At 64.0% G+C, this 26,492-nt stretch carries 29 protein-coding genes; 13 read left to right on the forward strand and 16 right to left on the reverse strand.

Features of this window, described 5'->3' with window-relative positions; all coding sequences use genetic code 11:
- Positions 1 to 5 precede the first annotated feature (5 nt).
- Positions 6 to 554, reverse strand: coding sequence for an NUDIX hydrolase (locus SVXhr_RS01940; RefSeq protein ID WP_275738981.1), 549 nt, complete (start codon positions 552 to 554; stop codon positions 6 to 8).
- Between the two features lie 441 nt (positions 555 to 995).
- Here SVXhr_RS01940 and SVXhr_RS01945 point away from each other — a divergent pair, with 441 nt between their 5' ends.
- The 3 genes from SVXhr_RS01945 to SVXhr_RS01955 all read left to right on the forward strand — a co-directional run bounded on the left by SVXhr_RS01945 (position 996) and on the right by SVXhr_RS01955 (position 3,151).
- Positions 996 to 1,523 carry a DoxX family protein gene (locus tag SVXhr_RS01945; protein ID WP_275738982.1) on the forward strand — a complete coding sequence of 176 codons (528 nt, stop codon included), beginning with the start codon at positions 996 to 998 and terminating at the stop codon, positions 1,521 to 1,523.
- A gap of 14 nt (positions 1,524 to 1,537) precedes the next feature.
- The gene (locus SVXhr_RS01950) at positions 1,538 to 1,825 is read left to right on the forward strand and encodes a hypothetical protein (RefSeq protein ID WP_275738983.1); all 288 of its coding nucleotides are present in this window, start codon (positions 1,538 to 1,540) and stop codon (positions 1,823 to 1,825) included.
- 81 nt (positions 1,826 to 1,906) lie between these two features.
- A complete protein-coding gene (locus SVXhr_RS01955; RefSeq protein ID WP_275738984.1) occupies positions 1,907 to 3,151 on the forward strand; it encodes a cysteine desulfurase in 1,245 nt (414 codons plus the stop codon).
- 176 nt (positions 3,152 to 3,327) lie between these two features.
- Here the strand turns inward: SVXhr_RS01955 and SVXhr_RS01960 are convergent, their stop codons facing one another.
- Entirely contained in the window at positions 3,328 to 4,602 is a 1,275-nt protein-coding gene (locus SVXhr_RS01960) for a hypothetical protein (RefSeq protein WP_275738985.1), read from the reverse strand.
- Between the two features lie 161 nt (positions 4,603 to 4,763).
- On the opposite strand from SVXhr_RS01960, the gene sufU reads away from it, so the two are divergent.
- On the forward strand, positions 4,764 to 5,204 hold the full coding sequence (gene sufU / locus SVXhr_RS01965; protein ID WP_275738986.1) for a Fe-S cluster assembly sulfur transfer protein SufU: 441 nt from the start codon (positions 4,764 to 4,766) through the stop codon (positions 5,202 to 5,204).
- 44 nt (positions 5,205 to 5,248) lie between these two features.
- On the opposite strand, the gene SVXhr_RS01970 is transcribed toward sufU, so the two are convergent.
- From SVXhr_RS01970 to SVXhr_RS01985, 4 genes are all read right to left on the reverse strand, one after another.
- A complete protein-coding gene (locus tag SVXhr_RS01970) occupies positions 5,249 to 5,611 on the reverse strand; it encodes a hypothetical protein (RefSeq protein WP_275738987.1) in 363 nt (120 codons plus the stop codon).
- 181 nt (positions 5,612 to 5,792) lie between these two features.
- Positions 5,793 to 6,221, reverse strand: a complete 429-nt coding sequence (locus SVXhr_RS01975; protein ID WP_275738988.1) for a DUF86 domain-containing protein — start codon at positions 6,219 to 6,221, stop codon at positions 5,793 to 5,795.
- A complete protein-coding gene (locus SVXhr_RS01980) occupies positions 6,214 to 6,645 on the reverse strand; it encodes a nucleotidyltransferase domain-containing protein (RefSeq protein WP_275738989.1) in 432 nt (143 codons plus the stop codon). The genes SVXhr_RS01975 and SVXhr_RS01980 overlap by 8 nt, the downstream gene beginning before the upstream one ends.
- A 70-nt stretch (positions 6,646 to 6,715) precedes the next feature.
- Positions 6,716 to 8,800, reverse strand: a complete 2,085-nt coding sequence (locus SVXhr_RS01985) for a heme-binding protein (protein WP_275738990.1) — start codon at positions 8,798 to 8,800, stop codon at positions 6,716 to 6,718.
- Positions 8,801 to 8,940: 140 nt separating this feature from the next.
- Here SVXhr_RS01985 and SVXhr_RS01990 point away from each other — a divergent pair, with 140 nt between their 5' ends.
- Both SVXhr_RS01990 and SVXhr_RS01995 read left to right on the forward strand, forming a co-directional pair.
- Complete coding sequence (locus tag SVXhr_RS01990; protein WP_275738991.1) at positions 8,941 to 9,294, forward strand: winged helix-turn-helix domain-containing protein; 354 nt, start codon at positions 8,941 to 8,943, stop codon at positions 9,292 to 9,294.
- Complete coding sequence (locus SVXhr_RS01995) at positions 9,291 to 9,602, forward strand: hypothetical protein (protein ID WP_275738992.1); 312 nt, start codon at positions 9,291 to 9,293, stop codon at positions 9,600 to 9,602. Before SVXhr_RS01990 ends, SVXhr_RS01995 begins: the two co-directional genes overlap by 4 nt.
- A 197-nt stretch (positions 9,603 to 9,799) precedes the next feature.
- Here SVXhr_RS01995 and SVXhr_RS02000 read toward each other — a convergent pair whose 3' ends face one another.
- The 9 genes from SVXhr_RS02000 to SVXhr_RS02040 form a co-directional block, all read right to left on the reverse strand.
- Complete coding sequence (locus SVXhr_RS02000; RefSeq protein ID WP_008528372.1) at positions 9,800 to 10,765, reverse strand: transcription initiation factor IIB; 966 nt, start codon at positions 10,763 to 10,765, stop codon at positions 9,800 to 9,802.
- A 205-nt stretch (positions 10,766 to 10,970) separates the two neighbouring features.
- Positions 10,971 to 11,195: a hypothetical protein gene (locus SVXhr_RS02005; protein WP_275738993.1), complete on the reverse strand. Its 225-nt coding sequence runs from the start codon at positions 11,193 to 11,195 to the stop codon at positions 10,971 to 10,973.
- Positions 11,192 to 12,733: a TrkH family potassium uptake protein gene (locus tag SVXhr_RS02010; RefSeq protein WP_275738994.1), complete on the reverse strand. Its 1,542-nt coding sequence runs from the start codon at positions 12,731 to 12,733 to the stop codon at positions 11,192 to 11,194. Before SVXhr_RS02010 ends, SVXhr_RS02005 begins: the two co-directional genes overlap by 4 nt.
- A gap of 115 nt (positions 12,734 to 12,848) precedes the next feature.
- Entirely contained in the window at positions 12,849 to 13,538 is a 690-nt protein-coding gene (locus SVXhr_RS02015; RefSeq protein ID WP_275738995.1) for a TrkA family potassium uptake protein, read from the reverse strand.
- A gap of 5 nt (positions 13,539 to 13,543) precedes the next feature.
- Positions 13,544 to 15,922, reverse strand: coding sequence for an amino acid permease (locus SVXhr_RS02020; RefSeq protein WP_275738996.1), 2,379 nt, complete (start codon positions 15,920 to 15,922; stop codon positions 13,544 to 13,546).
- Positions 15,923 to 15,967: 45 nt separating this feature from the next.
- Positions 15,968 to 16,390, reverse strand: coding sequence for a universal stress protein (locus tag SVXhr_RS02025; protein WP_015788965.1), 423 nt, complete (start codon positions 16,388 to 16,390; stop codon positions 15,968 to 15,970).
- Positions 16,391 to 16,573: 183 nt separating this feature from the next.
- Complete coding sequence (locus tag SVXhr_RS02030) at positions 16,574 to 17,260, reverse strand: TrkA family potassium uptake protein (RefSeq protein ID WP_275738997.1); 687 nt, start codon at positions 17,258 to 17,260, stop codon at positions 16,574 to 16,576.
- Positions 17,261 to 17,328: 68 nt separating this feature from the next.
- On the reverse strand, positions 17,329 to 17,772 hold the full coding sequence (locus SVXhr_RS02035) for a universal stress protein (RefSeq protein WP_275738998.1): 444 nt from the start codon (positions 17,770 to 17,772) through the stop codon (positions 17,329 to 17,331).
- Between the two features lies 1 nt (position 17,773).
- Entirely contained in the window at positions 17,774 to 18,271 is a 498-nt protein-coding gene (locus SVXhr_RS02040) for a hypothetical protein (protein WP_275738999.1), read from the reverse strand.
- Between the two features lie 210 nt (positions 18,272 to 18,481).
- Between SVXhr_RS02040 and SVXhr_RS02045 the strand changes: the two genes are divergently transcribed.
- The 5 genes from SVXhr_RS02045 to SVXhr_RS02065 all read left to right on the forward strand — a co-directional run bounded on the left by SVXhr_RS02045 (position 18,482) and on the right by SVXhr_RS02065 (position 23,600).
- A complete protein-coding gene (locus tag SVXhr_RS02045) occupies positions 18,482 to 19,225 on the forward strand; it encodes an Lrp/AsnC family transcriptional regulator (RefSeq protein ID WP_049941215.1) in 744 nt (247 codons plus the stop codon).
- Between the two features lie 191 nt (positions 19,226 to 19,416).
- On the forward strand, positions 19,417 to 20,763 hold the full coding sequence (trkA, locus tag SVXhr_RS02050) for a Trk system potassium transporter TrkA (RefSeq protein ID WP_275739000.1): 1,347 nt from the start codon (positions 19,417 to 19,419) through the stop codon (positions 20,761 to 20,763).
- Positions 20,760 to 22,298, forward strand: a complete 1,539-nt coding sequence (locus SVXhr_RS02055) for a TrkH family potassium uptake protein (RefSeq protein WP_275739001.1) — start codon at positions 20,760 to 20,762, stop codon at positions 22,296 to 22,298. The genes trkA and SVXhr_RS02055 overlap by 4 nt, the downstream gene beginning before the upstream one ends.
- Before the next feature lie 101 nt (positions 22,299 to 22,399).
- Complete coding sequence (gene rnhA, locus SVXhr_RS02060; protein WP_275739002.1) at positions 22,400 to 22,996, forward strand: ribonuclease HI; 597 nt, start codon at positions 22,400 to 22,402, stop codon at positions 22,994 to 22,996.
- On the forward strand, positions 22,989 to 23,600 hold the full coding sequence (locus tag SVXhr_RS02065; RefSeq protein WP_275739003.1) for a rnhA operon protein: 612 nt from the start codon (positions 22,989 to 22,991) through the stop codon (positions 23,598 to 23,600). The genes rnhA and SVXhr_RS02065 overlap by 8 nt, the downstream gene beginning before the upstream one ends.
- A gap of 50 nt (positions 23,601 to 23,650) precedes the next feature.
- Here the strand turns inward: SVXhr_RS02065 and SVXhr_RS02070 are convergent, their stop codons facing one another.
- Positions 23,651 to 24,010 (reverse strand): helix-turn-helix transcriptional regulator, encoded by a 360-nt coding sequence (locus tag SVXhr_RS02070; RefSeq protein WP_275739004.1) that lies wholly within the window; start codon positions 24,008 to 24,010, stop codon positions 23,651 to 23,653.
- A gap of 282 nt (positions 24,011 to 24,292) precedes the next feature.
- Between SVXhr_RS02070 and SVXhr_RS02075 the strand changes: the two genes are divergently transcribed.
- Together SVXhr_RS02075 and SVXhr_RS02080 are read left to right on the forward strand one after the other, a co-directional pair.
- Entirely contained in the window at positions 24,293 to 24,829 is a 537-nt protein-coding gene (locus SVXhr_RS02075; protein WP_275739005.1) for an inorganic diphosphatase, read from the forward strand.
- 307 nt (positions 24,830 to 25,136) lie between these two features.
- Positions 25,137 to 26,480 carry an alkaline phosphatase family protein gene (locus SVXhr_RS02080; protein WP_275739006.1) on the forward strand — a complete coding sequence of 448 codons (1,344 nt, stop codon included), beginning with the start codon at positions 25,137 to 25,139 and terminating at the stop codon, positions 26,478 to 26,480.
- Positions 26,481 to 26,492: the final 12 nt, after the last annotated feature.

Consider the following 26,492-nt stretch of genomic DNA (forward strand, 5'->3'; position numbering starts at 1 on the left):
ACGTTTCACTGCCCGAACAACTCGTAGTACAACACGCCGAGCAGCGTCCGGCCGTCGCGTAACTCGTCGTCCCGGGCCGCCCCGCGGAGGGATTCGACGGTCGTCGTCGTGACCTGAATCGACTCGTTGTAATCGAGGTCCTGCTCGCCAGTCGGCGTACAGTCCTCGGCGAGGACATAGTGAAAGACGGCGTCCGAGAACCCGTTGGCGGGTTCGACGGTCGTCAGGTGGTCAATCGTCCCGGCTTCGTACCCAGTCTCTTCTTTGAGTTCGCGGGCGACTGCCGTCCGGAGGTCCTCGTCGTCGGGCTCGACGCTGCCAGCCGGCAGCCCGTAGTTGACCCGCCGGACAGGCTGTCGCCATTCTTCGATAACGACCACCTCATCGTCCGGTGTCAGTGGCAGGATCACGACGCTTTCGCCCTCCGACAGATAGTCGAACTCGGTCTCGGTGCCGTCCGGCAGTCGGACCGTCTCTGTGATGACGTCGAACCCCTCGCAGGTGTAGGTGGTCTCGCTCGATAGCGTCTCCCAGGCGAGTGACTCCTCGGACATATACTCGGGTTACGTACCACGGATATAAACTGTCACGGCCCCGGGGATGCCCCCTTCTGAGAGCGACACGGCAGGAAGGCGCTTCATGCAGGACATCGCCGACGCTCTCGATCCAGGATTCCGTGGTGCGCCGAAAAATCATGGTTGGCCATTATATAAAAAAGACTATATTTACTGGGGGCCAGTTCACTCAACCCGGTTGTAGTGGTACCAAACCGCAACCAGGCGAATATATTCTCCATGTGGTCGTTGTAACAGAATGTACTATCTTCGTAGACATATGGATTATCACTTTTGGATATAGCCATCATACATTCTAAAATACACCTTAACACAAGAATTTGGGTGGGCTAATATACTCTTCAGAAGCTATCAAGAACTGAAAATCACCCCTCCTTTAATATACCTTATCAGCGAATATGTGGCTGGAGGAAGGCAGCAATGGTAAATACCGAGGTGGACACAACGCTGTTCGGGACGGATGTATCGTACGAGATAGACGGTAGGTGGTTGGCCTACTGGACGTTCCTGTTGCGAGTGGTCGTCGGGTGGTGGTTCTTCCACGCAGGCATCACGAAGGTGCTTGAGAGTGGCGTCTCATACAACGCCAGTTGGTTCGTCGCCCAGGAGGGGCTGGTTCTCTCGCCGATCATGAACCTCTTCCAGTCCGGGATTCCCTATGGGCTTGTCCAGTTCTGGATCCCGGTCGGCGAGACCCTGATCGGACTTGGCCTGCTGGTCGGGTGTCTCGTCAGGCTCGCGTCCTTTTTCGGCGCGTTCCTGATGATGTTCTTTGTGACCACCAACCGTGGGTTCGCCCACAGTATGGTTAACAGCGACCTGATGGGGCTGCTGTTGTTCATCACGCTGATCGTGCTGGCTGCCGGTCGCGTGTGGGGTATCGATGCATACCTCGAACGGCTGGACATCGTCCAAAAGTATCCCCGACTGCGGTACCTGCTCGGCTAAGGAGGTGACAAAATATGGCAACTAACACAGCAACCGACGAAACGCTGGCTGACCAGATCGCGATGGCCGTTGGCGGAGGGCTCCTCCTTGTGAGTGTCTTCGTGATGGGCCTCATCGAAGTGATCACCGGCAGCCCGTACAATCCAGTTCGGGAGGTCGTCGAAGGTGGGCGATCGATGATCGTGGTCAACGAGGCTGCGACGTTCGGTCCCTACATTCGCGGGCTCCTGTTGACACTCGGCCTGGTCGTCCTCGGCGTGTTCGCGATCTACGCGTTCGCGACCAAGCAACACCTCGAGTAACGCCGCTGTATTTCGATCTCTTTTCCGGCAAATCTAGGCGGACCGAAGGAAAGTTCCGTCTGGGTCCCCGAGACAGCACTAATGACGGTACGTGAAACAGGGGACGTAGACGTCGGGTCGATCCGGGACGACTTCCCCGTGCTGGAGCGGGAGTTCAAGGGGACACCGCTGGTCTATCTCGACAACGCGGCGACGACACAGACGCCCCAGCGGGTCATCGACACCATCAGCGAGTACTACGAGACCTACAACGCAAACGTCCATCGGGGCCTCCATCAGCTCAGCCAGGAGGCCAGTGTGGCCTACGAGGAGGCCCACGATCGGATAGCCGAGTTCATCGGCGCGAGCGGCCGCGAGGAGCTGATCTTCACCGGCAACACGACCGAATCGGAGAATCTGGTGGCCTACGCGTGGGGACTGAACGAACTCGGCCCCGGCGACGAGGTCGTCCTGACGGAGATGGAACACCACGCGTCGCTGGTGACCTGGCAACAGATCGCCAAGCGGACCGGCGCGACGGTCCGGTACATCCGCGTGACAGAAGACGGGCATCTCGACATGGACCACGCCAGGGAACTCATCGGCCCGGATACGGCCATGGTCTCAGTGGTCCACGTTTCGAACACCCTCGGGACGATCAACCCAGTCGCCGACCTCGCCGAGATGGCCCACGAGAACGACGCGCTGATCTTCGTCGACGGTGCCCAGGCCGTGCCAAACCGACCGGTCGACGTCGAAGCGATCGACGCTGACTTCTATGCCTTCTCCGGTCACAAGATGGCCGGACCGACCGGGATCGGGTGTCTCTACGGCAAGCAAGCGATCCTCGAGGACATGGAGCCGTTCAACTACGGCGGCGATATGATCACGAAAGTCACGTTCGATGACGCTACCTGGAACGAACTGCCCTGGAAGTTCGAGGCCGGGACACCCAAGATTGCCCAGGGGATCGCCCTGGCGGAGGCCGCCGACTACCTCACTGACATTGGGATGGACCGAATCGCCCGCCACGAGAACGAACTCGCCCAGTACGCCATCGACCGCCTCGGGGAGTTCGACGACATCGAGATTTACGGTCCACCGGCTGGCGAGGAACGCGGTGGCCTGGTCTCGTTCAATCTGGAATCAGTCCACGCCCACGACCTCTCCTCGATTCTCAACGACTACGCGGTCGCCATCCGGGCCGGCGATCACTGCACCCAGCCGCTGCACGACAAACTCGGCGTTGCTGCCAGCGCGCGTGCCTCGTTTTACCTCTACAACACGACTGACGAGATCGACGTGCTGATCGAGGCGATCGACGACGCCCGAGAGCTGTTTGGGTGAGCATACGCGGCCTGTGGCCGCGTTTCGCCGGTCCCGAGGCGTAGCCGAGGGATCGGTTTTTTTGGTCCAGATTTTTGCCGCGAGTGGTCGCCGAAGGCGACCCGAGCGGGAAAAAGGTGGTCGACGACGCCCGCGAGCTGTTCGGTTAGAGTGACGGCAAGCGCGGTTTGTCGGCGTCACTCGGCGGCGTCGGGCGAACCCCACTCCCACTTGGTGCGGTCGATCTTCTCATCGAGGGTTGCCAGTCGCGTCTCGAAGGGATCGTCGTCGACGGACGCCCACTTCTCGGCGACGGCCTGTGCGTCCCGAAGGGTGTCGGCCGCCTGTTCGTACAGCGAGCGGGCGGCCTCGGCGTCGTCGTCCTCGCAATTTTCACCTTCGTCTTCGAGGCGCTCGGCGTGCTCGACTAGTGCCTCGACGGTGTTTTCGGCGATTCCCTCGAGTTCGTTCTCGGTCGACAGCTCCGGGAGGTCGGCTGTCCGATCCCAGTCCGTCTCGTGGGCGGCGTCGAACCGCCGGTATGCTTCCAGCCAGCGTGTCGCCGCAGTCTCCGGGTCGTCCGCGTTTCTGGCCGCGTCGAGTGCGTCCTGGCTTGCCTCGACGTAACCGGTATCGAGCCCCGCGACACCCTCAACGAACGCCTCGACGCGGTCGATCACGCTCTCGGAAACGTGATCGAACCGTTCGCCGACGTTCGCGAGCGTATCAGCTGCTGTGGCCGCTGTCGTATAGGACCGACAGAAGGCTTCGTAATCGTCCTCGCCCGTCGACTCCGCTGTTTCGAGTGCTGCCTCGCCGCGTTCGATCCAGGTGGTGACGTATCGCCGCTCGAACTCTCGCTCGGCCTCGGTCACCCGGTCACCCAGCTTCTCGCGTGGGGCCATCTCGGCGTTGGCTGCCTCGTGGCGCGCCTCGGAGAGCTTCGAGCGGGTTCGGACCAACCGGTTTTCCGTGGGTTCGTCCGCCCGGATGCGCTCCTCCAGCGTGTCGAGGCGCTCCATGGCGGTCTCGATGGCATCGTCGACCGTTCGGTAGGTCTCGGCGACGGTCTCGACATACGTCGCCGTCGATTCGAGATCGCCCGCGGTCGGCGAGAAGGTGATCGACTCCGTATCGTGGCCGACGACCACCGTCTCGTTCAACAGCCCGGAGTCGACCTCGCAGGTCGTGATCGCGTCCATCTCGAAGGTGATCTCGGCCTCTTCTGGCTGGTCGCCGAGGATGATCACTACCCGTTCGTCGGTCGCGAGGAGATACGCGGCGTGGTCCCCATCGGGCTCGACGGTCGTGGTCCGGCCGTCCGTCTCGTGCTCGACGCCGTCGCTCGCCAGCACGTGCTCGGGCTGTTCGCCGTTGTCCAGCAACTCGGCGAACGCGGCCGGGTCGAGATCCGCGTCTGTCTCTCCACCCCCAATCAACGAGTCGGATAGGTCGTTCACTCTGTCGAACATTGGTGTCTCGCCCCTCGCCGGGACCGCTCCATACTGTGACCTGTGATATTGTAGGGTATTAATAATACGCTTTTCGGCCACACTCTCACACCGGCTCACGTCAGCATGCCAACTCATCCCGCGGAACGTTTTTCGGCCGGTATCACCTATCCGGCACTACTATGGGAATCGGCGGCAGCGACATGTACCGACAGCAGATCCTCGATCACTACAAGAACCCGCGGAACCACGGCGAACTCGACGATGCCACGTTCTCTCACACCGGCGAGAACCCGATGTGTGGAGACACCATCGAGATGGACATCGTCCTCGATGACGACGAGGAGACCATCGAAGCCGTCGCCTTCCGCGGCGACGGGTGTGCGATCTCTCAGGCCTCGGCGTCGATGCTCTCCGAACGGCTTCAGGGAATGACGATCGAGGAACTGGAAGCACTGGATCGGGACGACGTCATCGACATGCTCGGGGTGGACATCTCGCCGATGCGCGTCAAATGTGCCGTCCTCGCCGAGAAGGTCGCCCAGGACGGCGCGGAGATCTACTTCGGCGAGAAAGACCTCGACATGACTTCGACCGAGGACGACGACGCTCACGAGGAGTAGCCGGTCGATCGGTTTTTCCGGGCCGCACTCTCCGTCTCGGCTGTTCACTCGGCTCGCTCGATCAGCGTCGGTTCTTCGTCAGCGTGGGTGAGTTCGACCGCGTGATCGGTGTGTCTGGCGTGGGTCTGTGCCCACCGTCGCGCCCCCCGCTCGTCGAGGCGCTGGACTGATTCGGGACACTGTCGGCAGTCTGCCTGCCAGGTCGAGACGCCGTCGGGGAAGTGCCCGGTGTGCCGTTGGTGATCCAGGGCGAACTGTTCGAGCGCCTGGTTGCCGACCGCGAGTTCCTCCAGTTCGTAGGCCAGGTCCCACTCGCTATCGCAGCGCTCGCAAGTGATCGTCGGTACGTCCTCAACGTCGTCAGGGCCGGGTGGACCAGTTGGCCCCTCGTCGCGCTCGTTGGGCATAGCGATCACTGGGTAGCGACACACTTGAGGATTCGCGTCGGCGGACCGACACGCCAGGAAGACGTGCCGTGGCTGGTCCGCCAGGACTTCACGCCCCCATTCGACGATATCCTGAACGTTCCCGGACTGATGGCTGGCTGACCGCTCTTGGCGTCGTCGGCTCCCCACTCGAACGGCAGGCTCAGTTTGCTTGTTCGTGCCACCAGGTCGCGACTTGCCGGCTGAAATCGTCGTATACGCCGAGATCAGTTTGGAGGTATTCGTACACTTGCTTCGGTCGCACGGTGCCGTATTCGTGAGCGAGAATATTCCGAAAGCCTACCGCGTCGATCAGTGTCGACGCGGTTTCTTCACGAATGACGCCGTTGTCTCGAAGCACGTTCACTGCTCCTTTCGAGGTATTTCCCTCGTATCCGAAGTCCGTCGACGCAATGTGCTTTGGGAGGTCGACCGATGCCTGGATCGCGTTTTCGAACATGCGTTCGACTGCCCGTTGCTGGGTAATGTCCTCCAGGAACGGTTCCCTCCCGAGGTCCTGCTTTGCCCGTAGTTCGCTATGGTACTGTTCGATCTGTTCGAGTTTCGTCCCGATGACGGCGGCGTCAGCCACGCAGTCCCTCCTCCGCGATTCGACGAATGCGATCACGGTGGTTCTCGGCTAACTGTTCGCGCTTGCGCTCGAACTCGGCCGCAATGTTCTCACGGTATGTCCGGAAGGCCGCGTCGTTTCCACAGAGCAGTTCCCCGCTGACAGCCGCCTGAGCGAACTCGAGCGACAACTCCTCGATATCGGAAACATCGACGAACGGGAGTTCACTGTCCTGAAGCTGGCCGGAAAGTCGATACTGCTTTCGAAACCGTTCCTCGGGGGAGAGGCGATCGGTGAACTTGACGGCGATGTCGATATCCGAGGACGCACTCGCTGTCCCGGTAACTCGCGAACCGAAGGCGACGACGAACTCGACGTCCGGATCGTTACACAGTCGCTGTTTGACTGCGGACGGGAGTGGGTCACTGCCGCTGTTCGTCGCCATAGATGCTATTCGAACGTTTTGTTACAAAAGTATTCCCTCCGGTTCTACAGCCGGATCGGGGCCAAGTGGTCTACGCCAGGAAGACGTGCCGTGGCTGGTCCGCCAGGACTTCACGCCCCCACTCGACAGTCTCACGGAAGTCCTCGGACCGGAAGAAGGCCATGGCGTCCTCACGTGCGTCCCAGTTCGAGGCGATGAACATGTCGGTCTCGTCGTCGTCGTTGACCAGCAACGCCGTTCCCCGGTGGCCGTCCATCTCGGCGAGTTTCTCGCCGACGGCCCCGAAGGTCTCGACGAACTCCTCGCGGTAGTCCGGTTTGACCTGGTAGAACATCCCCATCGTGCCGAAGCCCTCGCCCTCGCCGGCGCGGGCAAGCACGCCGGGCAATTCCGCCAGGGCGTCGGCCGCGTCCTCGGCGTCCGCGGCGTCCTCCCAGAGGCTGACGATCGCGGTCGCCTCGCGATCCTCAACTGCGGTCACTTCGCCCACTTCGGGCTCGTAGATCGCGGTCCTGACGTGGCCCTCGGCGTCGGCGAAGTGGTCCCGGAGTCCCCCGACGGGGCCGGCGAGTTCGTCGGGTGCGGCCTCGGAGTAGACCACCATGGCGTAGACATCCTCGCCGTGGGGCTGGCCGGCGTAGACGCCTGCCTCGGACAGTTCGGCCCGGACTGACGCGGCTGCTTGTTCGTCCGTCCCTGCCTCGGTGGTCGCGCCGTGGTCTTCCTTGCCGCCGTCCGCCGCGTCTCCGGCGTCGAGGACGCCGCCGTATTGCTCGGTGATGCCGGGGAGATCACCCAGGAAGCCCGCCGCCGTTTCGGCGGCGTCCTCGGCTGTCCAGACCGAGACGACGGCCGACCGGCCGCCGGAGGCCCGCACGAGCGTGGCGACGTGGCGGTCGTAGTGGTCGAAGTTCCCCCTGAGTCCGTCGACCTCCTCGGCGAGTTCGGCGGCGTCGGCGTCCGAATAGAACAGCAGGCCGTACTCGCCGCCCTCGTAATCCTCGCCGGCCCGGAGGCCGAGCTGGAAGAGTCGCTCGGGCAGATCATCGACCTCCGAGTAGGAGACGTCGCCGACTGACGGGCGGCCGCCACCGCCGGGATGGCCGTCCTCGTCCGATTGCTCGCCCGCGTCGCCGGGGTGATCCCCGTCTTCGCCCGTCTCGTGGCCTGTGGGGTGACCCCCATCTTCACCCGTCTCGTGGCCGGACGGGTGGCCGTCGGCAGAGTCGTCCGTCTCGGGATGTCCACCGGAGTGTGCGCTTTCGCCGTGCTCCTCGGCGTGGTGCTCGCCGCCCTCGTGACTCTCGGCGGCGTCTGCTGGCGTCGCGGGGACGTTCGAGTGGTCGCCAGCGGACTGCTCGTTACCGTCCGCGATGGCGTCGCCGGCCATGTACGCCGCCAGGTCGGCGGGTTCCATTCGGCGACCGACCCAGAACGGGCCAAAGTCGGCGTACTTCGAACTGGAGGGGTCGAATCGCATCTCGTAGAGGAGTTCCTTGACGTCGGTGAGGTCGTCGGCCCACAGCGTCACGCCCCATTCCCAGTCGTCCATCCCGATCGCGCCGGTGATCATCTGGGTCACCTTGCCGGCGTACTCCCGCCCGATCACGCCGTGGGTGTCCATGTGTTCGGCGCGCTCCTCGAAGGGCAGGTCGTACCAGTTGTATTCGGGATCGCGGCGCTTGTCCATCGGATAGAAACTGACGTGTTCGGCGTCGGGAATTTCCGGTTCGAGGCGCGAGCGCATGTATCGGGCCAGCCCGGAGTCGTCCTCAACTTCGCCCTCGATGAACTCCCGGCCCTTCTTGGAGTACCCCGAGGCCTCGGTGACGGAGACAAAGGAGTCGGTCTGTTCGGTGAAGCCGGCGAACTCCGTCTGTTCGAATCGGCGCTGGAGGCGGTCGATGGCGGCCGTCGTCGGCCGGAGGTGGACGATCAGGAGGTCGGCCTCGTGGCCCAGCATCGCGTAGACGGCCGAGCCACCGTCATCGGCGTCGCCGACCGCCGTGGCTTCCTGGAGGTGAGATTGCCCCTCGTCGATCGCGCGGTCGCGTACTCGCTTGGGGGCGTCCCGCCAGGCGTCCCAGTCGATCGTCCTGAAGTCATGCAGTGCATACCAGCCTTCGAGCGTCGGTGGTGCGCGGCGTCTGACCATGTCCGACTGTTGGTCCCGACTGATAAGGAACCTTGGCCTCCCGTCGAATGCCGCCTCGAAGCGAGACCCCGGCGTGGGGCACAGTCACAGACTCAGCAGTCGGGGGTGGGTTTTTAACCCCCACCGCACTGACTTGGCCTGTGAGCGGCGACAGCGAGACCGCCGAATTGCTCGCCCTCCTCGAGGATGAGTACGCCCGCGAGATCCTCACAGCCACGAGTGCCCAACCTATGTCAGCAGAACGGCTCAGTCAGCACTGTGACGCGTCGGATTCGACGATCTACCGGCGCGTCGACCGGCTGAAAAACCACGACCTGATCGACGAACAGACACAGTTCGATCCGGACGGCCACCATTACAGCGTCTACATCTCCTGCCTCGAATCGGTCACTGTCTCCTTCGAAGACGGGGAGTGCCGGATCGAACTCGAACGACGCCGCCCGGCCGAGGAAGACCCGGCCGATCGCTTCACCAGGATGTGGCAGGACCTATGATCGACAGTGTCGACCCCGTCGAGGTTGCATCGATCTCGATCCCGCTGGCGTCGGCCGTCCTGGGGCTGGTCATCGGCTACCAGGCCTACCGGGGATTTCGCCGCAACGATAGCACCTCGATGCGATACCTCTCGATCGGCCTGATCCTGCTGACAGCCGTGTCGTTCTCACTGGCTGCCTTCGGGGGGCTGTTTCTTCGCCTGGAGATCCTCCCGGAATCCGTCGCGACACCGATACGTCTCGTTGCCAGGGTCTCGCAGTTCACCGGGCTTGCCTTCATTACCTACTCGCTGTATCGCCGTCCCTGACTCGGCTGGGGCTCGTGGTGATCTCTTGGTCGGTATCACGGCATTCCAGTTTACAACGGTCGCTTGGATAGCCGTCGAGTGACGCCATGCAAACTAGCCAGCGCGCTGCACGGGGGCCGCAATAGCCCAACAGACGGCGGGCACTTTCAGGGCGTTGCTCATGACGGCGGCACCGTCAGTCGATCTTCCAGCAGCGATCAGCTGTGGATGCCCATCGCTTCGATCTGCTCCTGATAGCGGTTCCGGATCGTGACTTCCGTCACCTGGGCGACGTCGGCGACCTCCCGTTGAGTCTTCTTCTCGTTGCAAAGCAGCGAGGCAGCGTAGATCGCGGCGGCCGCATAGCCGGTCGGGGACTTGCCCGACAGCAGCCCCTTCTCGGCGGTGGTTTCGATGATCTCGTTGGCCTTGCTCTGGACCTCCTCGCTCAGTTCGAGTTCCGAACAGAACCGGGGGACGTACTTCTTGGGGTCGACGGGCTCCATCTCGAGGCCGAGTTCCTGGGAGATGTACCGATAGGTGCGGCCGATCTCCTTGCGTTCGACGCGGGAGACCTCGCTGATCTCCTCTAAGCTCCGGGGGATGCCTTCCTTCCGACAGGCAGCGTACAGCGCCGAGGTCGCGACCCCTTCGATCGATCGGCCACGGATGAGGTCGTCGTCCAGCGCCCGTCGATAGATGACCGAGGCGACCTCCCGTACGGAGCGGGGGACGCCAAGCGCCGACGCCATCCGGTCGATCTCGCTCAGGGCGAACTGGAGGTTGCGCTCGCCCGCGTCCTTCGTCCGGATGCGTTCCTGCCACTTTCGCAGGCGGTGCATCTGGCTGCGCTTCTTCGAGGAGATCGAACGCCCGTAGGCGTCCTTGTCCTTCCAGTCGATGGTCGTGGTCAGCCCCTTGTCGTGCATCGTCTGGGTCGTGGGCGCGCCCACGCGGGACTTCTCCTGCCGTTCCTGGTGGTTGAACGCCCGCCACTCGGGGCCGGGGTCGATGTTCCCCTCCTCGACGACCAGTCCACAGTCCTCACAGATCAACTCGCCCCGGTCCGCGTCCTTCACCAGGCTATCGGATCCGCACTCCGGACACTCCTCCACCCCCTCTTGTTCGTCGGTTTCGGTCTCGGACTCGCGCTCGCGCTCCCGCTGGCGGGTAGACCGTGTCATCGCACTTATATAGTAGCAGTGTAATCCCACTTAAGGCTTTGGCATACTTTCAGTCACCTACCAGGTAGGGCAATCCGCCGTCGGTTGTTCGGCGTCGATCGCCCCGCTATCCCCTATCATTGATCATGTCGCTGTCCGATTGACTGGTCCTCACCTGGGGCGATCGGATCCTTCCAGCCCGGAGCGTGGCCCCGGGTCGACGCGGTCACTCCCCACGTACACCGCGATAGAGCACGTAGGCGACGAACGCCGTCACGTACGCGATCGCGAGCGCTTTGGCGACCCCGGAGAGGAAGCGTGTGCGTGTGGTTTCGAGGACTGCGATCAGGAGAATCACGACGGGGCCAGTCAGCAACAGTCCGTCGTAGATCCGGTCGTCGGCCCCGGACTCGAGGACAGCCGAGACGAACGGCAGCGTTTCGAGCTTCATTGATACATCCCCCCACGACTCAACAGCGTCCGAGCCGCGACCAGGACCGGGATGATCTCCAGGCGACCGATCCACATGTGGCCGAGGAAGGATATTTTGCCGAGGGCCGGGAGTGATTCGGGCCCGGTGATGCCCGAGGAGAGGCCGACGTTACCCTGGGCGCTGGCGACCTCGAAGAACGCGTTCGCCAGTGAGAACTCCTCTGCGGGTAAGATGACCAGCAGGAGAACCGTCCCGACGACGAGAAACGTCGTCCAGAGGACGGCGATGATCGCCGCCTCGACGAACTCCCGGTTTGCCTCCGCCTCGGTGAGTCGGCGGTCGTCGATGTCGAGCCGACGGACGGCGCTGTCGGGGTAGAAGACGTCGCCGATCTGATAGCGGATCCCCTTGATCAGGGTCAGTCCACGGATGAGCTTGATCCCGCCGACGGTTGAGCCGGCTGCGCCGCCGACGAACATGCCGAAGGCGACGAGCAACTGGGCCTGGGCCGGCCACGCGCCGAGGGCGACGTTGGTCGCGTCGACGGCCGTCTGAAACCCGGTACAGGTCGCCGCCGAGACGAACTGAAAGCCCCCGTAGCGCAGTGCGGACAGGGGGGAGTCGTAGGGGCCGACGTAGAGGAACGCCCACAGCAGCGCCGACCCCAGACTCATGTAGATGAACACCCACCGGGTCTGGAGATCCTCGTAGATGTTCCGGAGGTCCCCCTGCAGGATGAGGTAGTGGACGGGAAAGGCGATCGATCCGAGCAGCATGATCGGGATCAACACGGCGTCGATGAGGGCACTGTCGTAGGTCGCGATCGAGTTGTCGGTGATCGAGAACCCGCCCGTGGCGAGGCCGGTCATCGCGTGGTTGATCGCCCCCCAGATCGGCATCCCGGCCGCGAACAGCGCGAGGATCGAGACGAACGTAAAGAGGATGAAGATCCACCAGATCGTCCGGACCGTCGAGACGATGCTCGGGTGGATCTTCTCCGAACGCGCCTCGCTCTCGTAGAGCGTGAGCGACCCCGATCCGGGCCGGGCGAGGATCGCCGTGGTGAGGACGATCACGCCCACGCCGCCGATCCACTCGCTGAAGGTCCGCCACCACTGGAGGGTGCGCGGGAGTACCTTCTCGTTGTCGGTCATCGTGAGCCCGGTCCCGGTGAAGCCGCTCATGCTCTCGAAGACGGCGTTCAGGGGATCTCGGAAGGCCGACAGCGTCGGCGTCCCCTCCAGTCCCGTCGGGAGGCCGAGGTGGACGCCCCAGGCGACCAGCAGGAAGGGAACCGACCCGAAGACGCCCACGAACAGCCACCCCGTCGCGGCGACGACCATGCCGTGGAGTCGCGAGGGCGAGTCGGCCTCGGCAAAGCGGCGGTGCAGCCCGTAGCCGACGGCCAGCGGGACGAGCGCCGAGACGCCGAAGGCGAGCGCGCCGAACCATTCGCCCCAGACGAGCGGGACGACGATCGAGACGATCATCAGGCCGCCGAGTGCTTCGAGGATCCGCCCCACGTCGCGTCCGATGGTTGCTGTCGTCCCGTTCATGGCTGTGTGGTCTCTGTCGCAACGGTTTCGTTCGCTGCCTGGAGTTGCCTGGTCCGGTCAGTCGTCGATCCGGTCCTCATCGTGTGTCGCTTGTCGATCCGGTCCCCATCGTGTCTCACTCGTCGATCCGATCCTCGTAATGGCCAAAGATGTCGGTGATCTCCGGCTCCGCGCCGACGGCCGAGTAGACGGTCAGGAGGTCGCCGGCGTGGATTGTCACCTCCCCGCGCGGGGTGATGGGTTCGCTGGCGTCCTCCCGCTCGATAGCGACGACGAGGACGTCCTGGGAGAGTAGATCCTCGTCGGCGGTCTCCTGGAGGGTTTTGCCGGCGATGGGCGCGTTCTCGGTGACGGTGATCTCGAAGACTTCGGCCTCCTCGCCGATGCGCATGTAATCGACGATCGCCGGCCGTGCGACCGCCCGGTAGAGGTACTCGGCGATGAGTTCCTGGGGGTTCTCCATCGTGTTCACCCCGATCTGCTTGAAGAGGCTCATGTGCTCTGGGTTGTGGACCACCGAGAGGATCGCCGGGATGTCGAACTCCTTGGCGAGCAGACTGACCATGATGTTCGTTGCGTCCCGGTCGGTCGTCGAGACGATCGCGTCGGCCTGTGCGGCCCCGGCGTCCTCTAAGGTTGCGTTGGTGGTGGCGTCGGCTTCGAGGACGAGACAGTCGAAGCGGTCGGCCGCTCGGTTGGCCCGTTCGGTGTTGTGCTCGATGACGACGACCTCGTTGCCCGATCGCGTCGCGATGTCGATCAGTGGCGTGCCGATATCGCCCGCGCCGACGATGATGATGTACATACGTGTCACCCCTCCAATCGTTTGATAAGTGCGTCTTGTATGGACATTGGTGAGCGTTCCGATCCGCGCGCGACGACGACCGTCCGATCGAGGTCCGTCCCGAGATGCTCGGGCAGCGATCCGAACAGCGCCTGGGAGACGGCGCTCTCTCTGGTCGCGCCGACGCAGATCGTATCGTATGCCGCAGCCGCGTCCATGATCGCTTCCTCGGTGTCTGCATCGACGACGACGCGCGTCTCGTAGGCCGTCTCGGTCACCGACGCGCGTTCGATGACGTCCTCGATCAGTGCTTCGCCCGCTTCGACGGGTTCGACGGCGTCCTCGCCCTCCTCGGCGGGGGGCTGGATGTTCAACAGCGTCAGCGACGCGCCCTCGGTCGAAGCCACGTACTCGGCGGCTCGACGTGCGGCCACAGGAGTGTGTGGCCCCTCTCCCACAAGGACCATGACGTCCTCGCACTCGTCAGGTTTGGGGCCACGCTTGACGAGCGTGACATCACAGGAGGCGTGACCGACGATCGGATCGATCGTCGAACCGAGGACGTGTTCGCGGCGGCTGCGCTTGCCGGTCCAGCCGAGCAACACCTGGTCGGCGTTCTCGTCCTCGACGACGTCGAGCACTGCTGAGGCGGCGTCGCGGCCGACGATCGCCCGCGTCCGCAGGCCGACGTCGAGATCGACCGCCACGTCGCGGGCCGCCGCCAGCAGTTCCTGCTGGCGATCGACGCGTTCCTCCTCGAAGGTGAGATCCTGGGCGAGGGAGGTCTGATCGGGCACCTCGATGACGTTGACGGCGACGATTTCGGCCTCGCCGTCGTGGGCGTGGGCACTCGCCGCGGCCTTCCGGAGCAGATCGCGTTCGGTGTCGGGATTCGCCACTGAGACCACGACCCGGTAGACGTCATCGCCGTCCGCGGCGGCCGTCGTCTCTGGCGCGATCGCGTCGCCGACGAGGCTCATCGCCGGCGCGCGGTCGCGGGCGTAGAGGTAGTACCACCCGATGCCGAAGCCGATCAGCACGATCCCGATCATGCCGACGATCGTCAACTGGACCGGGGCGGTCAGGCTCATTCCCCCGAAAGCGATGGTGTACGGGACCATATTCGTCGACATCTGGACGAGGACGCCGAGACAGCCCGCCGCCCCGAGGATGGGGACAACGGGGTACAGCACCGACGGGATCTGAAACGTCGGTTCGTAGGCGTCGGGGTTCGCCCGCCGGAGGACGACGACGGCGACGTGGACCAGCGTGTAGGTCACCAGGTACATGAAACTCGCCACCTCGGCGAGGGTGCCGATCCCGACGCCGATGGCAATCAGCACGAGCGTGATGATCCCCGTCACCGTGATCGCGCGATACGGCGTCCGGAAGCGGTCGTGAACCTCGTTGAGCCACTCGACTAAGATCTGATCCCGGCCCATCGCGAAGTTGACCCGGGCCGCCGAGAGAATCGACGCGTTCGCGCTGGAGACGGTCGCCAGGACCGCACCGAGGATCATCACCGTCCCGCCGATCGACGCGAGCAACGACGGCGAGAGCCCGGGGACGATGGAGGCGAATCCGGGCAGGATATCCTCGGCGACGATCTTGACCGGGACCTCGGAATCCGCCAGGATGTCGAGCGGGATCGTCCCCGTCGAGATGAACATGACGCCGACGTAGAGGATCGTCGGCGTGACGACCGCGGCGATCATCGCCAGCGGCAGGTTCCGGCTCGGGTTCTTGATCTCCTCGGCGCTCGTCGCGATCACCTCGAAGCCGATGAACGAGACGTAGACCGTCCCGACCGTCGCGGCCACGGCCGGCCAGCCTTCGGGGTTGAACTCGCCGATGGTCGGACCGCTGAGCAAGCCGAGCGTGAGAAAGGCCAAAATCAGTCCGACCAGCGTGATGACGATGACGTTCTGGAGGTCGCCGGTCTCCTTGACGCCGTAGTAGTTGACCCCCGTCAGCAGCGCGGCCATCCCCAGTGCGGCGACGGTCTTGCCGAGTGCGGTCATCTCGGCGAGGATGTCAACGTGTGGCGTCAACAGGGGGAGGAGGTACTGGCCGAACCCGAGCATGTAAAAGGCGCTCGCGAAGGTCAGCCCGGCCCACATCCCCCAGCCGACGATACTCCCGAAGAAGGGGCCGAGCGCCCGATTGACGTAGTAGTAGCTCCCGCCGGCCTTGGGCATGCCCGTCGCGAGTTCCGACAGCGACAGCGCGGCGAGCAGCGAGACGACACCGCCCAGGGCAAAGGAGACCATCGCCGCCGGTCCCGCCGCCTCGGCCGCGATGCTCGGCAGGACGAAGATGCCCGCGCCGATCATCGTCCCGAGGCCGATGGTGTAGGCCTCGAGGAAGCCGAGGTCGCGAGCCAACTCCTGTTCGGTCTCACTCATCGAGCACGTTCACCTCGGTCTCGAAGTAGTCTGTGAGCATTTGTGTTACATTCCTCCCTCGGCAGGGTCCGGCAGTGCGATCACCGGCCGGTCGGCGTCCGTGATCAGTCTGAGTGCGGTGTCCCCCGACAGGAACTGCGTGAGTCGCCCCCCGCCACGCGGGTGGAACGCGATGGCGGTCGCCTCGCGGTCGGTGGCGACCTCGAATACCCCCTCGACTACGTCGGTGTGATACGTGAGCTCCGTGTTTGCGTCCGGGATCACCTCCCGAAACGCCTCGAAAGCTTCCTCGGCTCGCTGCTCGGCCTGTTCGAGCGGGATCGTGTCCAGTGACCCGCCCCCCTTCTCGACGACGTGGACTGCAGTCACCTTCTCGACGGCGTAAGCCTGGAGTGCCGTCGCCGTGGCGTGGGCGTCCTCGGCGTCGTCGACCGGCACGACGAGGTGGCCCGTCAGTGACTCGGGCATGGATCAGTGCCCCCGGTTCGACGATCGGTCGACCCGTGCTGTCCGCGCTGTCACGGTAGATGGGGCGATCATACCCGGACCCACAGACTGGACCGGCTAATAAATGACGGAGTCCCAAATCACCGCCTCGATCGCTGGACGTTTCGCCAGTGCGTGCGGTGGGGACCGCGTCGGTCGAGTGTTTCATGCTGTCTGGTCTTCGTAATGGCCAAAGACGTCCGTGAGTTCCGGGTCGGCCCCGCGTGCCGAGTACACCGTCAACAGATCGTTCGGCCGGATCCGGACGTTCCCGCGGGGCGTCAGTGGCCTGTCCTCCCCTTCACGGTCGATGGCGACGATCAGCGTATCCTCGGGGAGGATGTCACCCTCTCCTGCTTCAGTGAGCGTCTTCCCGGCAATGGGTGCGTTCTCGGTGACGGCGATCTCGAACACCTCGGCCTCCTCGCCGATGCGCATGTAATCGACGATCGCCGGCCGTGCGACCGACCGGTAGAGGTACTCGGCGATGAGTTGCTGGGGGTTTTCGATGGTGTTCACCCCGATCTGCTCGAAGAGGCTCATGTGCTCGGGGTCGTGGACGACCGAGAGGATCGACGGCACCTCGTACTCCGTGGCGAGCAGACACACCATGACGTTGGTCGCGTCCCGGTCGGTCGTCGAGACTACGGCGTCGGCCTGCTCGACGCCGGCCTCTTCTAAGGTGTTGTTGGTCGTCGCGTCCGCCTCGAGGACGAGACAGTCGAAGCGATCGGCCGCCCGGTTGGCCCGATCGGCGTTGCGCTCGATGACGACGACCTCGTTGCCTGATCGCGTTGCGATGTCGATCAGTGGCGTCCCGATGTCTCCCGCACCGACGATGATGACGTACATAGCTCCTATTCAGTATGTTCACTCAGCTAGATCGGCCGATACCGACGCTCTCAGACCGGCACGTTCGCTCACGCCTCGCTCACCTCCCGATCGGGAAGGACGACGACCGGCACGTCGCTCTCGTGGACGAGGTTGTGGGTCACGTCGCCCGAGAGGAGTTGCTTCCATCGACTACCGCCCCGCGGCGTGAACACGATCGCGCTCGCCGCGACGTCGTCCGCCGTCTCGACGAGCGTCCCCGCGACGTCGGTCCCGTAGCGGATCTCCGTTTCGAGGGTGGCGTCGACCCCGTCGAGTCCCTCGGTGACGATCCCGAACATCGCTTCGGCGTCCGCCTCGCGCTGTTCGATCGAGGCTTTGTCGAGCGCGCCGTCGGCCTTCTCGATGACGTGGACCGCGATTACTGTTCGATCCGGTGCGTCGATGTATGGCGCGAGTGCGGCCGCCGTCGCCGCCGCGTCGTCCCGGCTGGCGACCGGCACGACGGCACGCTCGAAGAGTGACTCGTCCACGTCAGGTCTCCTCCTCGTCGAAGACGCGGCCGAGATAGTGCCACTTGTATTTGCCCTCGTCGTCGATGTGTGGTTCCCACTGGACCATGTAGGCGAAGGGGCCACGTGCCGCGCCCGTTTCGTCCGGCCGCTCGACGACGACGGTCGTGTACGGTCCTTCGTCTTCCATTCGGACGAGTTCCTCGTTGTCCCGGGCTTCGATGACCCCCGTTAGCGGTGGGCGGTCCTCGAGGCACTGACGAGCGTACGTGACGACCCCCCGCAGCAACTCGTCGTCACTCGTGTCGAGTGCCTCCACGACCGCCTCGTCGAGTTCGACCTCCTCGCCGACGAACGTCTCGCCCGTCTCCAGGGGCACTTCCTCGTTCAGTGGTGGATGTGCTTCGAGACGTGCCTGGGCGTCGTGGATGATCTCTCGAAGCTGTCGGTCGCCACTGTCGTCGAGCGCCGCCTGGATGTCCTCGGGGACGTCCGGCGACTCGTCGTCTGGCTGGGTCATGGGTGGTGGCCGTGTCCGCCGATCGCTGTCTACCTGCCGCTAGATTATCGAAAAGGTATATATCCACGGATTCTGTTTCCGATACGAAAATGCATGACGTATATGGACAAACTCCGAAAATAGTAACGGCTGGCTTATATTTCGGGTGGGCGGGTTCGCCAGCCACTGATATATCGGGAGGTAATTATGCGAGACGGTCGTAGCGCGCGCATGGACCATCGCCTCGACGAGATCGACAAGCGCATTCTCTACTATCTGGCGGCGGACGCCCGGAACACGGCAGCGCCGGAGATCGCCGAGGAGATGGAGGTGACGGCGGCGACGATCCGCAACCGGATCCGCCAGCTCGAGACGGAGGGGATCCTGCGGGGGTATCTCGCGGACATCGACTACAAGGCCATCGAGGGACACGTCACCTACGAGTTCCGGTGTACGGCTCCGATCCCGGATCGCGATCACCTCGCACAGGCAGCCCTGGACATCTCGGGCGTCGTTGCCGCCAGGGAGTTGATGGCCGGGACGACGAATCTCACGGTCACTGCCGTCGGGACCGATACGGACGACATCGGGCGGATCGCGGCCGAACTGTCGGATCTCGGACTGACGATCGAGGACGAGAGCGTCATCGAGGAGCAGTACTTCCGGCCCTACGATCCGTTCGGTCCCGAGGACGCCCCGAAGGGGCCGTCGCTGACGGACTTCATGGGGCTTGCCGGCGGCGCGGAGGTCGTCGAGTTCACGGTCTCGGAGGGGGCCGAGATCGCCGACCGAACCATCGAGGACGCCGTCGAGTCGGACTTGCTGGCCGACGAGATGCTCGTCGTCGGCATCGAACGCGACGGGGACGTCCTCACGCCGAAGGGTGAGACGGTCATTCAGGCGGGTGACGTCGTGTCGCTGTTTTCGAAGACTGGCCTGGAGACGGACGCGCTGACGGTGTTCGGGGCCCAGTAAGCTCGATCGGCCTGACAGTGTTCGGGACGCAGTGAGCGACTGCGCCACGGCGACGGGCAGCCCCTGTCCGCTTCCGTGTCGCGTTCATCGATCACGACCAAGAGTACGCTTCATAACCGGCGTCGGAGTTCCGGAGGAAAACACACTTCCCGGACGGGGGGGTAGTTGGCGACAATGATGGAGGGGCCCGGATGCGCGTGATCGTTGTCGGTGCCGGCGAAGTCGGGTCGAGCATCGCCGCTAGCCTGGCCGACGAACACGAAGTCGTCGTGGTCGACGTCGACGGTGATCGCGTCGAGGCACTGACGTACGATCTGGACGTGCTTGCGATCGAGGGCGACGGGGCGGCCATTGAGACGTTACAGGAGGGCGGTCTGGCGGCCGCCGAACTGTTGATCGCCGTCACGGACGACGACGAGACCAACATCGTCTCCTGTGGGACCGCAAAGACCCTCGACGACGTCACGACCATCGCCCGCGTTCGCAATACCAAGTACTTAGACACCTGGGAGAACGCCGAGGGGGCGCTCGGCGTCGACGTGATGGTCGGGACGAACCTGCTGACGGCCCGGAAGATCGCCAGTATCATCGGCCTCCCGGCCGCCAGGGACGTCGACAGTTTCGCTGACGGCACCATCCAGATGGCCGAGTTTGAACTCGCCGCGGGGAGTCCCGTCGCCGGACAGACCGTCGCCGAGGCCGACCGATTCGACGATCTCACCTTCGCGGCGATCATCTGTCCCGACGACGAGGCGGATTGTGAGGAGATCGTCATCCCGCGCGGTGACACTCGACTGTCGGCTGGCGACGAAGTCATCGTGATCGGGACCGACGAGGCGGTGACGGCGTTCAGCCACGCCGTCGCGCCGGACGACGACTACCACGACGTGTTGCTCGTCGGCGGGAGTTCGGTGGGTTACCAGACCGCACGGCTCCTCGAACAACGCGGTATCCGGGCCAAGCTGATCGAACGCGACCCCGAACGGGCGCAGTTCCTCGCCGAGTCGCTGCCGAAGACGACGGTCCTCGAAGCGGATGCTACCGATCGGGACTTCCTGGAGAGCGAGAACATCGATGCGGTCGACGTCGTCGTCACGACCCTAGAGTCCGACGAGGCGAACCTGCTTGCCGGGCTGTTCGCCAAGCGGCTGGGTGCCGACCGGGCGATCGCTGTCGTCGAGGAGGGCTCGTACGTCGACCTGTTCGAAACTGTCGGCATGGACGTCGCCGTCCAGCCGCGTGAAGTGGCTGCCGAGGAGATCACACGGTTCACGCGCGAGGAACACGCCGAGAACGTGGCGATCATCGAGAGCGACCGCGCGGAAGTCATCGAGATCGAGATCGACGACGAGAGTGTCTTTTGCGACCGGACCATCCAGTCGGCCGCCGCAGACTTGCCCGGCGGCGTCGTCGTGGGTGCGATCGTCCGCGACGGCGAGTTCGTCCGGCCACGGGGAGACACGGTCGTCCACGCAGGCGATCACGTCGTCTTCTTCGTCGAAGCCACTGCCCTCGAAGAGACACTCGCCAAAATATGAACGGCCACCTTCGGGTCGACTGGCGGGCCAGCCTCTCGCTGACGGGCCGGGTCCTGCTGTACCTGGCGGTCCCACTCCTGTTGCCGCTGGTGACGGCCCTGCTCTATGGCGAAGGCTGGATGCCGTTTCTGGCGACCATCGTCGTGACGACGCTGCTCGGATACGGACTCTCCCAACTCGACGACGACCGGGACATCGGTGCACGCGAGGGCTTTCTGATGGTCGCGTCGACGTGGCTCGCGGTCGCACTCGTCGGGACGCTCCCGTATCTGCTCGCGGAGCACGGCACGGCGTCGACGCTTAGCTGGCCCCAGGTCCCGAACGCGCTGTTCGAGTCGATGAGCGGCTTCACGACGACCGGGGCGACGGTCATGAAGAACATCGGCGTCGAGTACCACTCCCACGCGCTCCTGATCTGGCGACAGCTCACCCAGTGGCTCGGCGGGATGGGGATCGTCGTGCTCGCGGTCGCGATCCTGCCCGAACTCTCTGTCGGTGGCGCACAGCTAATGGACGCCGAAGCGCCCGGCCCCGGCATCGAGAAGCTCACGCCGCGGATCGCCGAGACGGCCCGGGTGCTGTGGATTGCTTACTTCGCCTTTACCGTCCTCGAAATGGCGCTTTTGTACGGCCTCCATCTCGCCGGCTTCGCCAAGGAGATGACGCTGTTCAACGCGATCTCGCATGGACTGACGACGCTGCCGACCGGCGGGTTCTCACCGGAGGCCTACTCGATCGAGGTGTTCTCGGCGGCCGTCCAGTGGGTGATCATCCCCTTCATGATCGTTGCGGGGACGAACTTCGCGCTGTTCTGGGGGCTGGTCCAGGGGAACCCTCGTTCGCTGCTGGCGGACGAGGAGTTCCGGTTTTACACCGGCGTGATGGCGTCTCTGACCGCCGTCGTCACGGTGGTGCTCTTCGTGGGGTCGAGCCTCCCCGGTACTGTCGGTCTTGCGGGCGTCGAGCAGTCACTCCGGCACGGCCTCTTCCAGGTGGTCTCGATCGTCACCACCACGGGGTACGCGAGTTTCGACTTCAACGGCTGGACGACGACCGCCCAGTACCTGCTGCTCTTTGGGATGTTCCTCGGCGGCTCGGCAGGATCGACCGGCGGCGCGATCAAGATGGTCCGGTGGCTGGTGATCGCCAAGTCGATCAAGCGGGAACTGTTCACGACGGTCCATCCCGAGGCCGTCAAGCCCGTCCGACTCGGTGGCCGGGCGCTCGACGAGTCGGCGATCCGGGGGATCCACGCCTTCACGCTGCTGTACATTGCGCTGTTTTTCCTCAGCGTCGTCGTCCTCATGCTCGACGCCGGGCGGATCGGCATGGAACTGCAAGTCCTCGACGGCATGAGCGCGATCGCGGCGACCATCGGCAACGTCGGGCCGGGATTCGGCGCTGTCGGGCCGATGGAGAACTACCTCTCGTTCCCCTGGACCTCGAAATTCCTGATGGTCTTTCTGATGTGGATCGGCCGACTGGAGATCTTCCCCGTGCTCGTGCTGCTGACGCGGGCCTACTGGCGGTCCTAACGCCGGCCTCGTCTGTTTTTGGGATCGCGCTCCGTCGCGACCCGGTCGACCGACTGTCACCGACCGGAAAGCCCTAACCGCTCGCCCGGATAGCCCTCCCAATGCCGGTCATCGAGTGCGACCCGGCGGCCGCCCGCGAACGGCTGGAAGCCGCGGGCATCGCCGTCGAGTCGGGCAACACCGATCACGAGCGCTGGCGGGCCGAATCGGGCGGTGCGACCGCCGTCGCCTACGACGGGAAAGTCGTCGTCCAGGGGGGCGATCCAGGGACACTGACAGCGGTCCTGGCCGACGAGGGCGGGCGCGCGCACGTCTACGTCGACGGGGCCTCGCGTGGCAACCCCGGCCCGGCGGCCATCGGCTGGGTAATTCTCACCGGCGACGGCGGCATCGTCACCGAGGGGGGCAAACGCATCGGCTCGACGACCAACAACCGCGCGGAGTACGAGGCGCTGATCCACGCCCTTGAGATCGCCGCCGACTACGGCTTCGATTCCGTCGAGGTCCGCAGCGACTCCGAACTGGCCGTCCGCCAGGTTCGCGGTGAGTGGGACACCAACGATCCCGACCTCCGCGAGCGCCGCGTCCGGGTGCGGGAACTGTTTCGCGAATTCGACGACTGGTCGATCGAACACGTCCCCCGGGAGATCAACGAGCGCGCGGATGCTCTCGCCAACGAGGCGTTCGAGGATGGCTGAGGGAGATTCGACAGACACCGATACGACAGCCGGTGACCTCCCGGCCGACGTGATCGAGACAGTCGAGCGACTCACCCGCCACGCGCGTCGCGCCGACGAGGAACGCGCCACGGGGCTTCGGGACCGCCGTGACGAACTACTTGCCGAGCACGGCTTCGAGGCGCGCATCCGCTCGGAACGCGACGGCGACGTGCTGGTGTGTTATCCGACGGAATGGCTCGACGACGGGGAGGTCGTGCTCGATCGGATCGACGACCGTTCGCGCGCGGTCGAGCGCCCGCTCGACCCCGAAACCGACGCGGACTGGGAGACCGTCGACGCCGACAACCGCGCTGTCGTCGACGCGGTTGCGGAACGCCACGGCTCGGTCCACGCCGCGAACGTGGCGGCGTTCGCCGACTTCATGAGCAACCATCACGCACTGCGGATCGCCGACGCGACCGCCGATCACGTCGCCGAGTTTCGTGCGGAATACTTCCCGCGCAACGCCTTCCCCGACGACGAGCAGCGTGCGGTCCTCACGGAGTCACTCGAACACGCGTTCGAAGTCGTCGACGGCGAGTGTCCGTCGATCGACCGCGAGGCCAACGGCTATGACGTGTGAAAAAAGTCAACGCGAACTGCGCTGACGGACCGCGAATACTGTTCGGGACCTCAGGCCGCGTCTTCGAGCAGCTCTCGGATGTCGTCGGCGCGCGATTCCTCGGTGACGATCTTGCCGAACTCCCAGGCCAGTTGTTCGAGGAGGACTTCGTAGCCCTTCTCGGTGACGCTGTATTCGTTAGTTCGCTTGTCGAGCTCGCTCTTCTCGACGAGTTCCATCTCGACGAGGTCGTCGAGGTTCGGGTACAGCCGGCCGTGGTTGACGTCGGAGTCGTAGTACGTTTCGAGCTCGCGCTTGACGGCGAGGCCGTAGCGCGCTTCCTCGGCCAGGATGACCAGGATGTTCTGCTGGAACGCACTGAGTTCTCGGGCAATGCTTGGAGGCGCGACTTCGGTTTGTGCCTCTGACATAACTAAAGGAATGTCATCCGGACATTTAACCTTTGTTACCTGTGGTCGGAGCGGCACGAATCTTTTCATCACTCTCTAAGAACGGTTTTGCTTCGGTTAGCGCTCTTCTAACGACTGCTTTCTGTGAGTCCTCTTCTGAAAATACTGTTCCGAAGGGGTGGCACATGGCACCGAGGGACGATTTGCCGATCCGATAAATATCAAGATTGATATTCGGGTTGTCTTCGGGCTGGAACTCCCGACTCGAAAGGTCTTTTTGGTGGCCCCCGCCAGAGTCAGGTGATGGTAAACCTCTTCGAAGCCCTCGAAGCGGGGCCGAACCCGCCCGAGGAGATCTACGCGGTCGTAGAGTGCCTCAAAGGCGAGCGCAACAAGTACGAGTACGACAAGGACCTGCCGGGCGTCGTGTTGGATCGCGTCCTCCACAGCAACGTCCACTACCCCAGCGACTACGGGTTCATCCCGCAGTCCCATTACGACGACGACGATCCGCTGGACGTCCTCGTGCTCGTCGAGGACCAGACGTTCCCGGGCTGTGTCATCGAGGCCCGCCCGGTCGCGCTCATGAAGATGGACGACGACGGCGAACAGGACGACAAGGTCATCGCCGTCCCCACCGAGGACCCCCGCTACGACCACATCGAGGATCTCGATGACATCCCCCAGCAGACCCTCGACGAGATCGACGAGTTCTTCGCGACCTACAAGAACTTGGAGGAAGGCAAGGAAGTCGAGACGCTGGGCTGGGAGGACGCGGCCGCCGCCAAAGACGCCATCGAGCACTCCCGCGAGCTCTACGAGGAGAAGATCGCCGAGTAACGCAGTCACAGCTACGATTCCCGCCGGTTATACCCCGCCACCGCGCCCATGCGGTATAATTATGGGTAATTATTTGCGTGTCCCGGCCCTGTTTTCGAGTGTGATGGCAACCGAACGCCAAGCGGTCGGGATCGCTCACTACACCGTCGTCCCGGAGAACTTCAAACCGGCCGATTCAACCCCCAAGCCGGCCGAGCGTTCCGCCGATCGGGGCGACTGACGGCGCAAGCCTTGCCGCCGTCGCGGTTAGCCGTCGGCCTCGGCCCCTAGAAGAACCTTCTTGTGTCAGACCACAGTATCGCGAGATATGGGTCTATTCGATCGGATACGCGGCGACGACGATCCGCGAGTCGCCTTTTTCGGCATCGATGGCGTCCCGTATAGCCTGATCGCCGAACACGACGAGGAGTTCGAGCACCTGCACGCACTCGCAACGGAGGGCGCGGGCGGGGCGATCGACAGTATCGTGCCGCCGGAATCGTCGGCCTGCTGGCCGTCGCTGACGACTGGCGTCAACCCCGGTGAAACCGGCGTCTACGGCTTCCAGGACCGGGAAGTCGGCTCTGCGGAGACGTACGTCCCGATGGGGCGTGACGTCCAGGCCACGCGGCTCTGGGATCGCGTCCAGTCAGCTGGCCGGGACGCAACGGTGCTGAACGTCCCCGTCACGTTCCCGCCACAGCGTGACGTCCAGCGGATGGTTTCGGGTTTTCTCTCCCCGGGCGTCGAGGAGGCCGCCTACCCGGATGAACTACGGGATACCCTGGAGGAGTTGGAGTACCGGATCGATGTCAACGCCAAACTCGGCCACGACGACGACAAGAGCGACTTCCTCGCGGACGCCCACGAGACCCTCGAAAAACGCTTCGAGGCGTTCAAACATTACATCGAGGCCGACGACTGGGACCTGTTTTTCGGCGTCTTCATGACGACCGACCGGGTCAACCACTTCCTGTTCAAACACTACGAGGAGGACGGCGAGTACAAGGAAGAATTCCTCGAGTTCTATCGGACGGTCGATCAGTACCTGGGTGAGCTCCGCGAGTTGCTGGATGACGACGTGACGATGATGGTCGCCAGCGATCACGGGTTTACCACACTCGATTACGAGGTTCACCTCAACGAGTGGCTGGAGCAGGAGGGATGGCTCACGTTCGACACTGACGACCCCGAGGAGCTTGCTGACCTCGACGAATCGACGAAGGCGTACTCGCTGATTCCCGGTCGGTTCTACATCAACCTGGAGGAGCGAGAAGCCAACGGCGGCGTCCCCGAGGAGGATTACGAGGACATCCGGGCCGACCTCAAAGCGAAGCTACAAGCCCTCGAGGGGCCGGACGGGAATCCGGTCGCCGACCGGGTCGTCACCAAGGAGGACGCGTTCCGGGGCGACCACGACGACATCGCGCCGGATCTGGTCGTGATCCCGAACCACGGCTTCGACCTGAAGGCCGGGTTCAAGGGGAGCGAGTCGGTCTTCGGCACCGGCCCGCGCAACGGGATGCACAGCTTCGACAACGCCAGTTTGCTGATCGAAGACGACGACGCGACCGTCTCGGGCGCTGACCTGTACGACGTCGCCCCGACGATCCTCTCGCTCATGGACGTCGAGTACGATCGTACCGACTTCGACGGGTCGAGCCTGGTCTGAAGCGCCGTCCCG

This window comes from Halorhabdus sp. SVX81 (assembly GCF_029207715.1).
GTDB lineage: Archaea > Halobacteriota > Halobacteria > Halobacteriales > Haloarculaceae > Halorhabdus.

What these genes read in the sequence shown, in the direction of transcription:
- SVXhr_RS01940 (WP_275738981.1), bottom strand. Translation starts at nt 554, where the DNA reads ATGTCCGAGGAGTCACTCGCCTGGGAGACGCTATCGAGCGAGACCACC.
- SVXhr_RS01945 (WP_275738982.1), top strand. Translation starts at nt 996, where the DNA reads ATGGTAAATACCGAGGTGGACACAACGCTGTTCGGGACGGATGTATCG.
- SVXhr_RS01950 (WP_275738983.1), top strand. Translation starts at nt 1,538, where the DNA reads ATGGCAACTAACACAGCAACCGACGAAACGCTGGCTGACCAGATCGCG.
- SVXhr_RS01955 (WP_275738984.1), top strand. Translation starts at nt 1,907, where the DNA reads ATGACGGTACGTGAAACAGGGGACGTAGACGTCGGGTCGATCCGGGAC.
- SVXhr_RS01960 (WP_275738985.1), bottom strand. Translation starts at nt 4,602, where the DNA reads ATGTTCGACAGAGTGAACGACCTATCCGACTCGTTGATTGGGGGTGGA.
- sufU (WP_275738986.1), top strand. Translation starts at nt 4,764, where the DNA reads ATGGGAATCGGCGGCAGCGACATGTACCGACAGCAGATCCTCGATCAC.
- SVXhr_RS01970 (WP_275738987.1), bottom strand. Translation starts at nt 5,611, where the DNA reads ATGCCCAACGAGCGCGACGAGGGGCCAACTGGTCCACCCGGCCCTGAC.
- SVXhr_RS01980 (WP_275738989.1), bottom strand. Translation starts at nt 6,645, where the DNA reads ATGGCGACGAACAGCGGCAGTGACCCACTCCCGTCCGCAGTCAAACAG.
- SVXhr_RS01985 (WP_275738990.1), bottom strand. Translation starts at nt 8,800, where the DNA reads ATGGTCAGACGCCGCGCACCACCGACGCTCGAAGGCTGGTATGCACTG.
- SVXhr_RS01995 (WP_275738992.1), top strand. Translation starts at nt 9,291, where the DNA reads ATGATCGACAGTGTCGACCCCGTCGAGGTTGCATCGATCTCGATCCCG.
- SVXhr_RS02000 (WP_008528372.1), bottom strand. Translation starts at nt 10,765, where the DNA reads ATGACACGGTCTACCCGCCAGCGGGAGCGCGAGCGCGAGTCCGAGACC.
- SVXhr_RS02005 (WP_275738993.1), bottom strand. Translation starts at nt 11,195, where the DNA reads ATGAAGCTCGAAACGCTGCCGTTCGTCTCGGCTGTCCTCGAGTCCGGG.
- SVXhr_RS02010 (WP_275738994.1), bottom strand. Translation starts at nt 12,733, where the DNA reads ATGAACGGGACGACAGCAACCATCGGACGCGACGTGGGGCGGATCCTC.
- SVXhr_RS02015 (WP_275738995.1), bottom strand. Translation starts at nt 13,538, where the DNA reads ATGTACATCATCATCGTCGGCGCGGGCGATATCGGCACGCCACTGATC.
- SVXhr_RS02020 (WP_275738996.1), bottom strand. Translation starts at nt 15,922, where the DNA reads ATGAGTGAGACCGAACAGGAGTTGGCTCGCGACCTCGGCTTCCTCGAG.
- SVXhr_RS02025 (WP_015788965.1), bottom strand. Translation starts at nt 16,390, where the DNA reads ATGCCCGAGTCACTGACGGGCCACCTCGTCGTGCCGGTCGACGACGCC.
- SVXhr_RS02030 (WP_275738997.1), bottom strand. Translation starts at nt 17,260, where the DNA reads ATGTACGTCATCATCGTCGGTGCGGGAGACATCGGGACGCCACTGATC.
- SVXhr_RS02040 (WP_275738999.1), bottom strand. Translation starts at nt 18,271, where the DNA reads ATGACCCAGCCAGACGACGAGTCGCCGGACGTCCCCGAGGACATCCAG.
- SVXhr_RS02045 (WP_049941215.1), top strand. Translation starts at nt 18,482, where the DNA reads ATGGACCATCGCCTCGACGAGATCGACAAGCGCATTCTCTACTATCTG.
- trkA (WP_275739000.1), top strand. Translation starts at nt 19,417, where the DNA reads ATGCGCGTGATCGTTGTCGGTGCCGGCGAAGTCGGGTCGAGCATCGCC.
- SVXhr_RS02055 (WP_275739001.1), top strand. Translation starts at nt 20,760, where the DNA reads ATGAACGGCCACCTTCGGGTCGACTGGCGGGCCAGCCTCTCGCTGACG.
- rnhA (WP_275739002.1), top strand. Translation starts at nt 22,400, where the DNA reads ATGCCGGTCATCGAGTGCGACCCGGCGGCCGCCCGCGAACGGCTGGAA.
- SVXhr_RS02065 (WP_275739003.1), top strand. Translation starts at nt 22,989, where the DNA reads ATGGCTGAGGGAGATTCGACAGACACCGATACGACAGCCGGTGACCTC.
- SVXhr_RS02070 (WP_275739004.1), bottom strand. Translation starts at nt 24,010, where the DNA reads ATGTCAGAGGCACAAACCGAAGTCGCGCCTCCAAGCATTGCCCGAGAA.
- SVXhr_RS02075 (WP_275739005.1), top strand. Translation starts at nt 24,293, where the DNA reads ATGGTAAACCTCTTCGAAGCCCTCGAAGCGGGGCCGAACCCGCCCGAG.
- SVXhr_RS02080 (WP_275739006.1), top strand. Translation starts at nt 25,137, where the DNA reads ATGGGTCTATTCGATCGGATACGCGGCGACGACGATCCGCGAGTCGCC.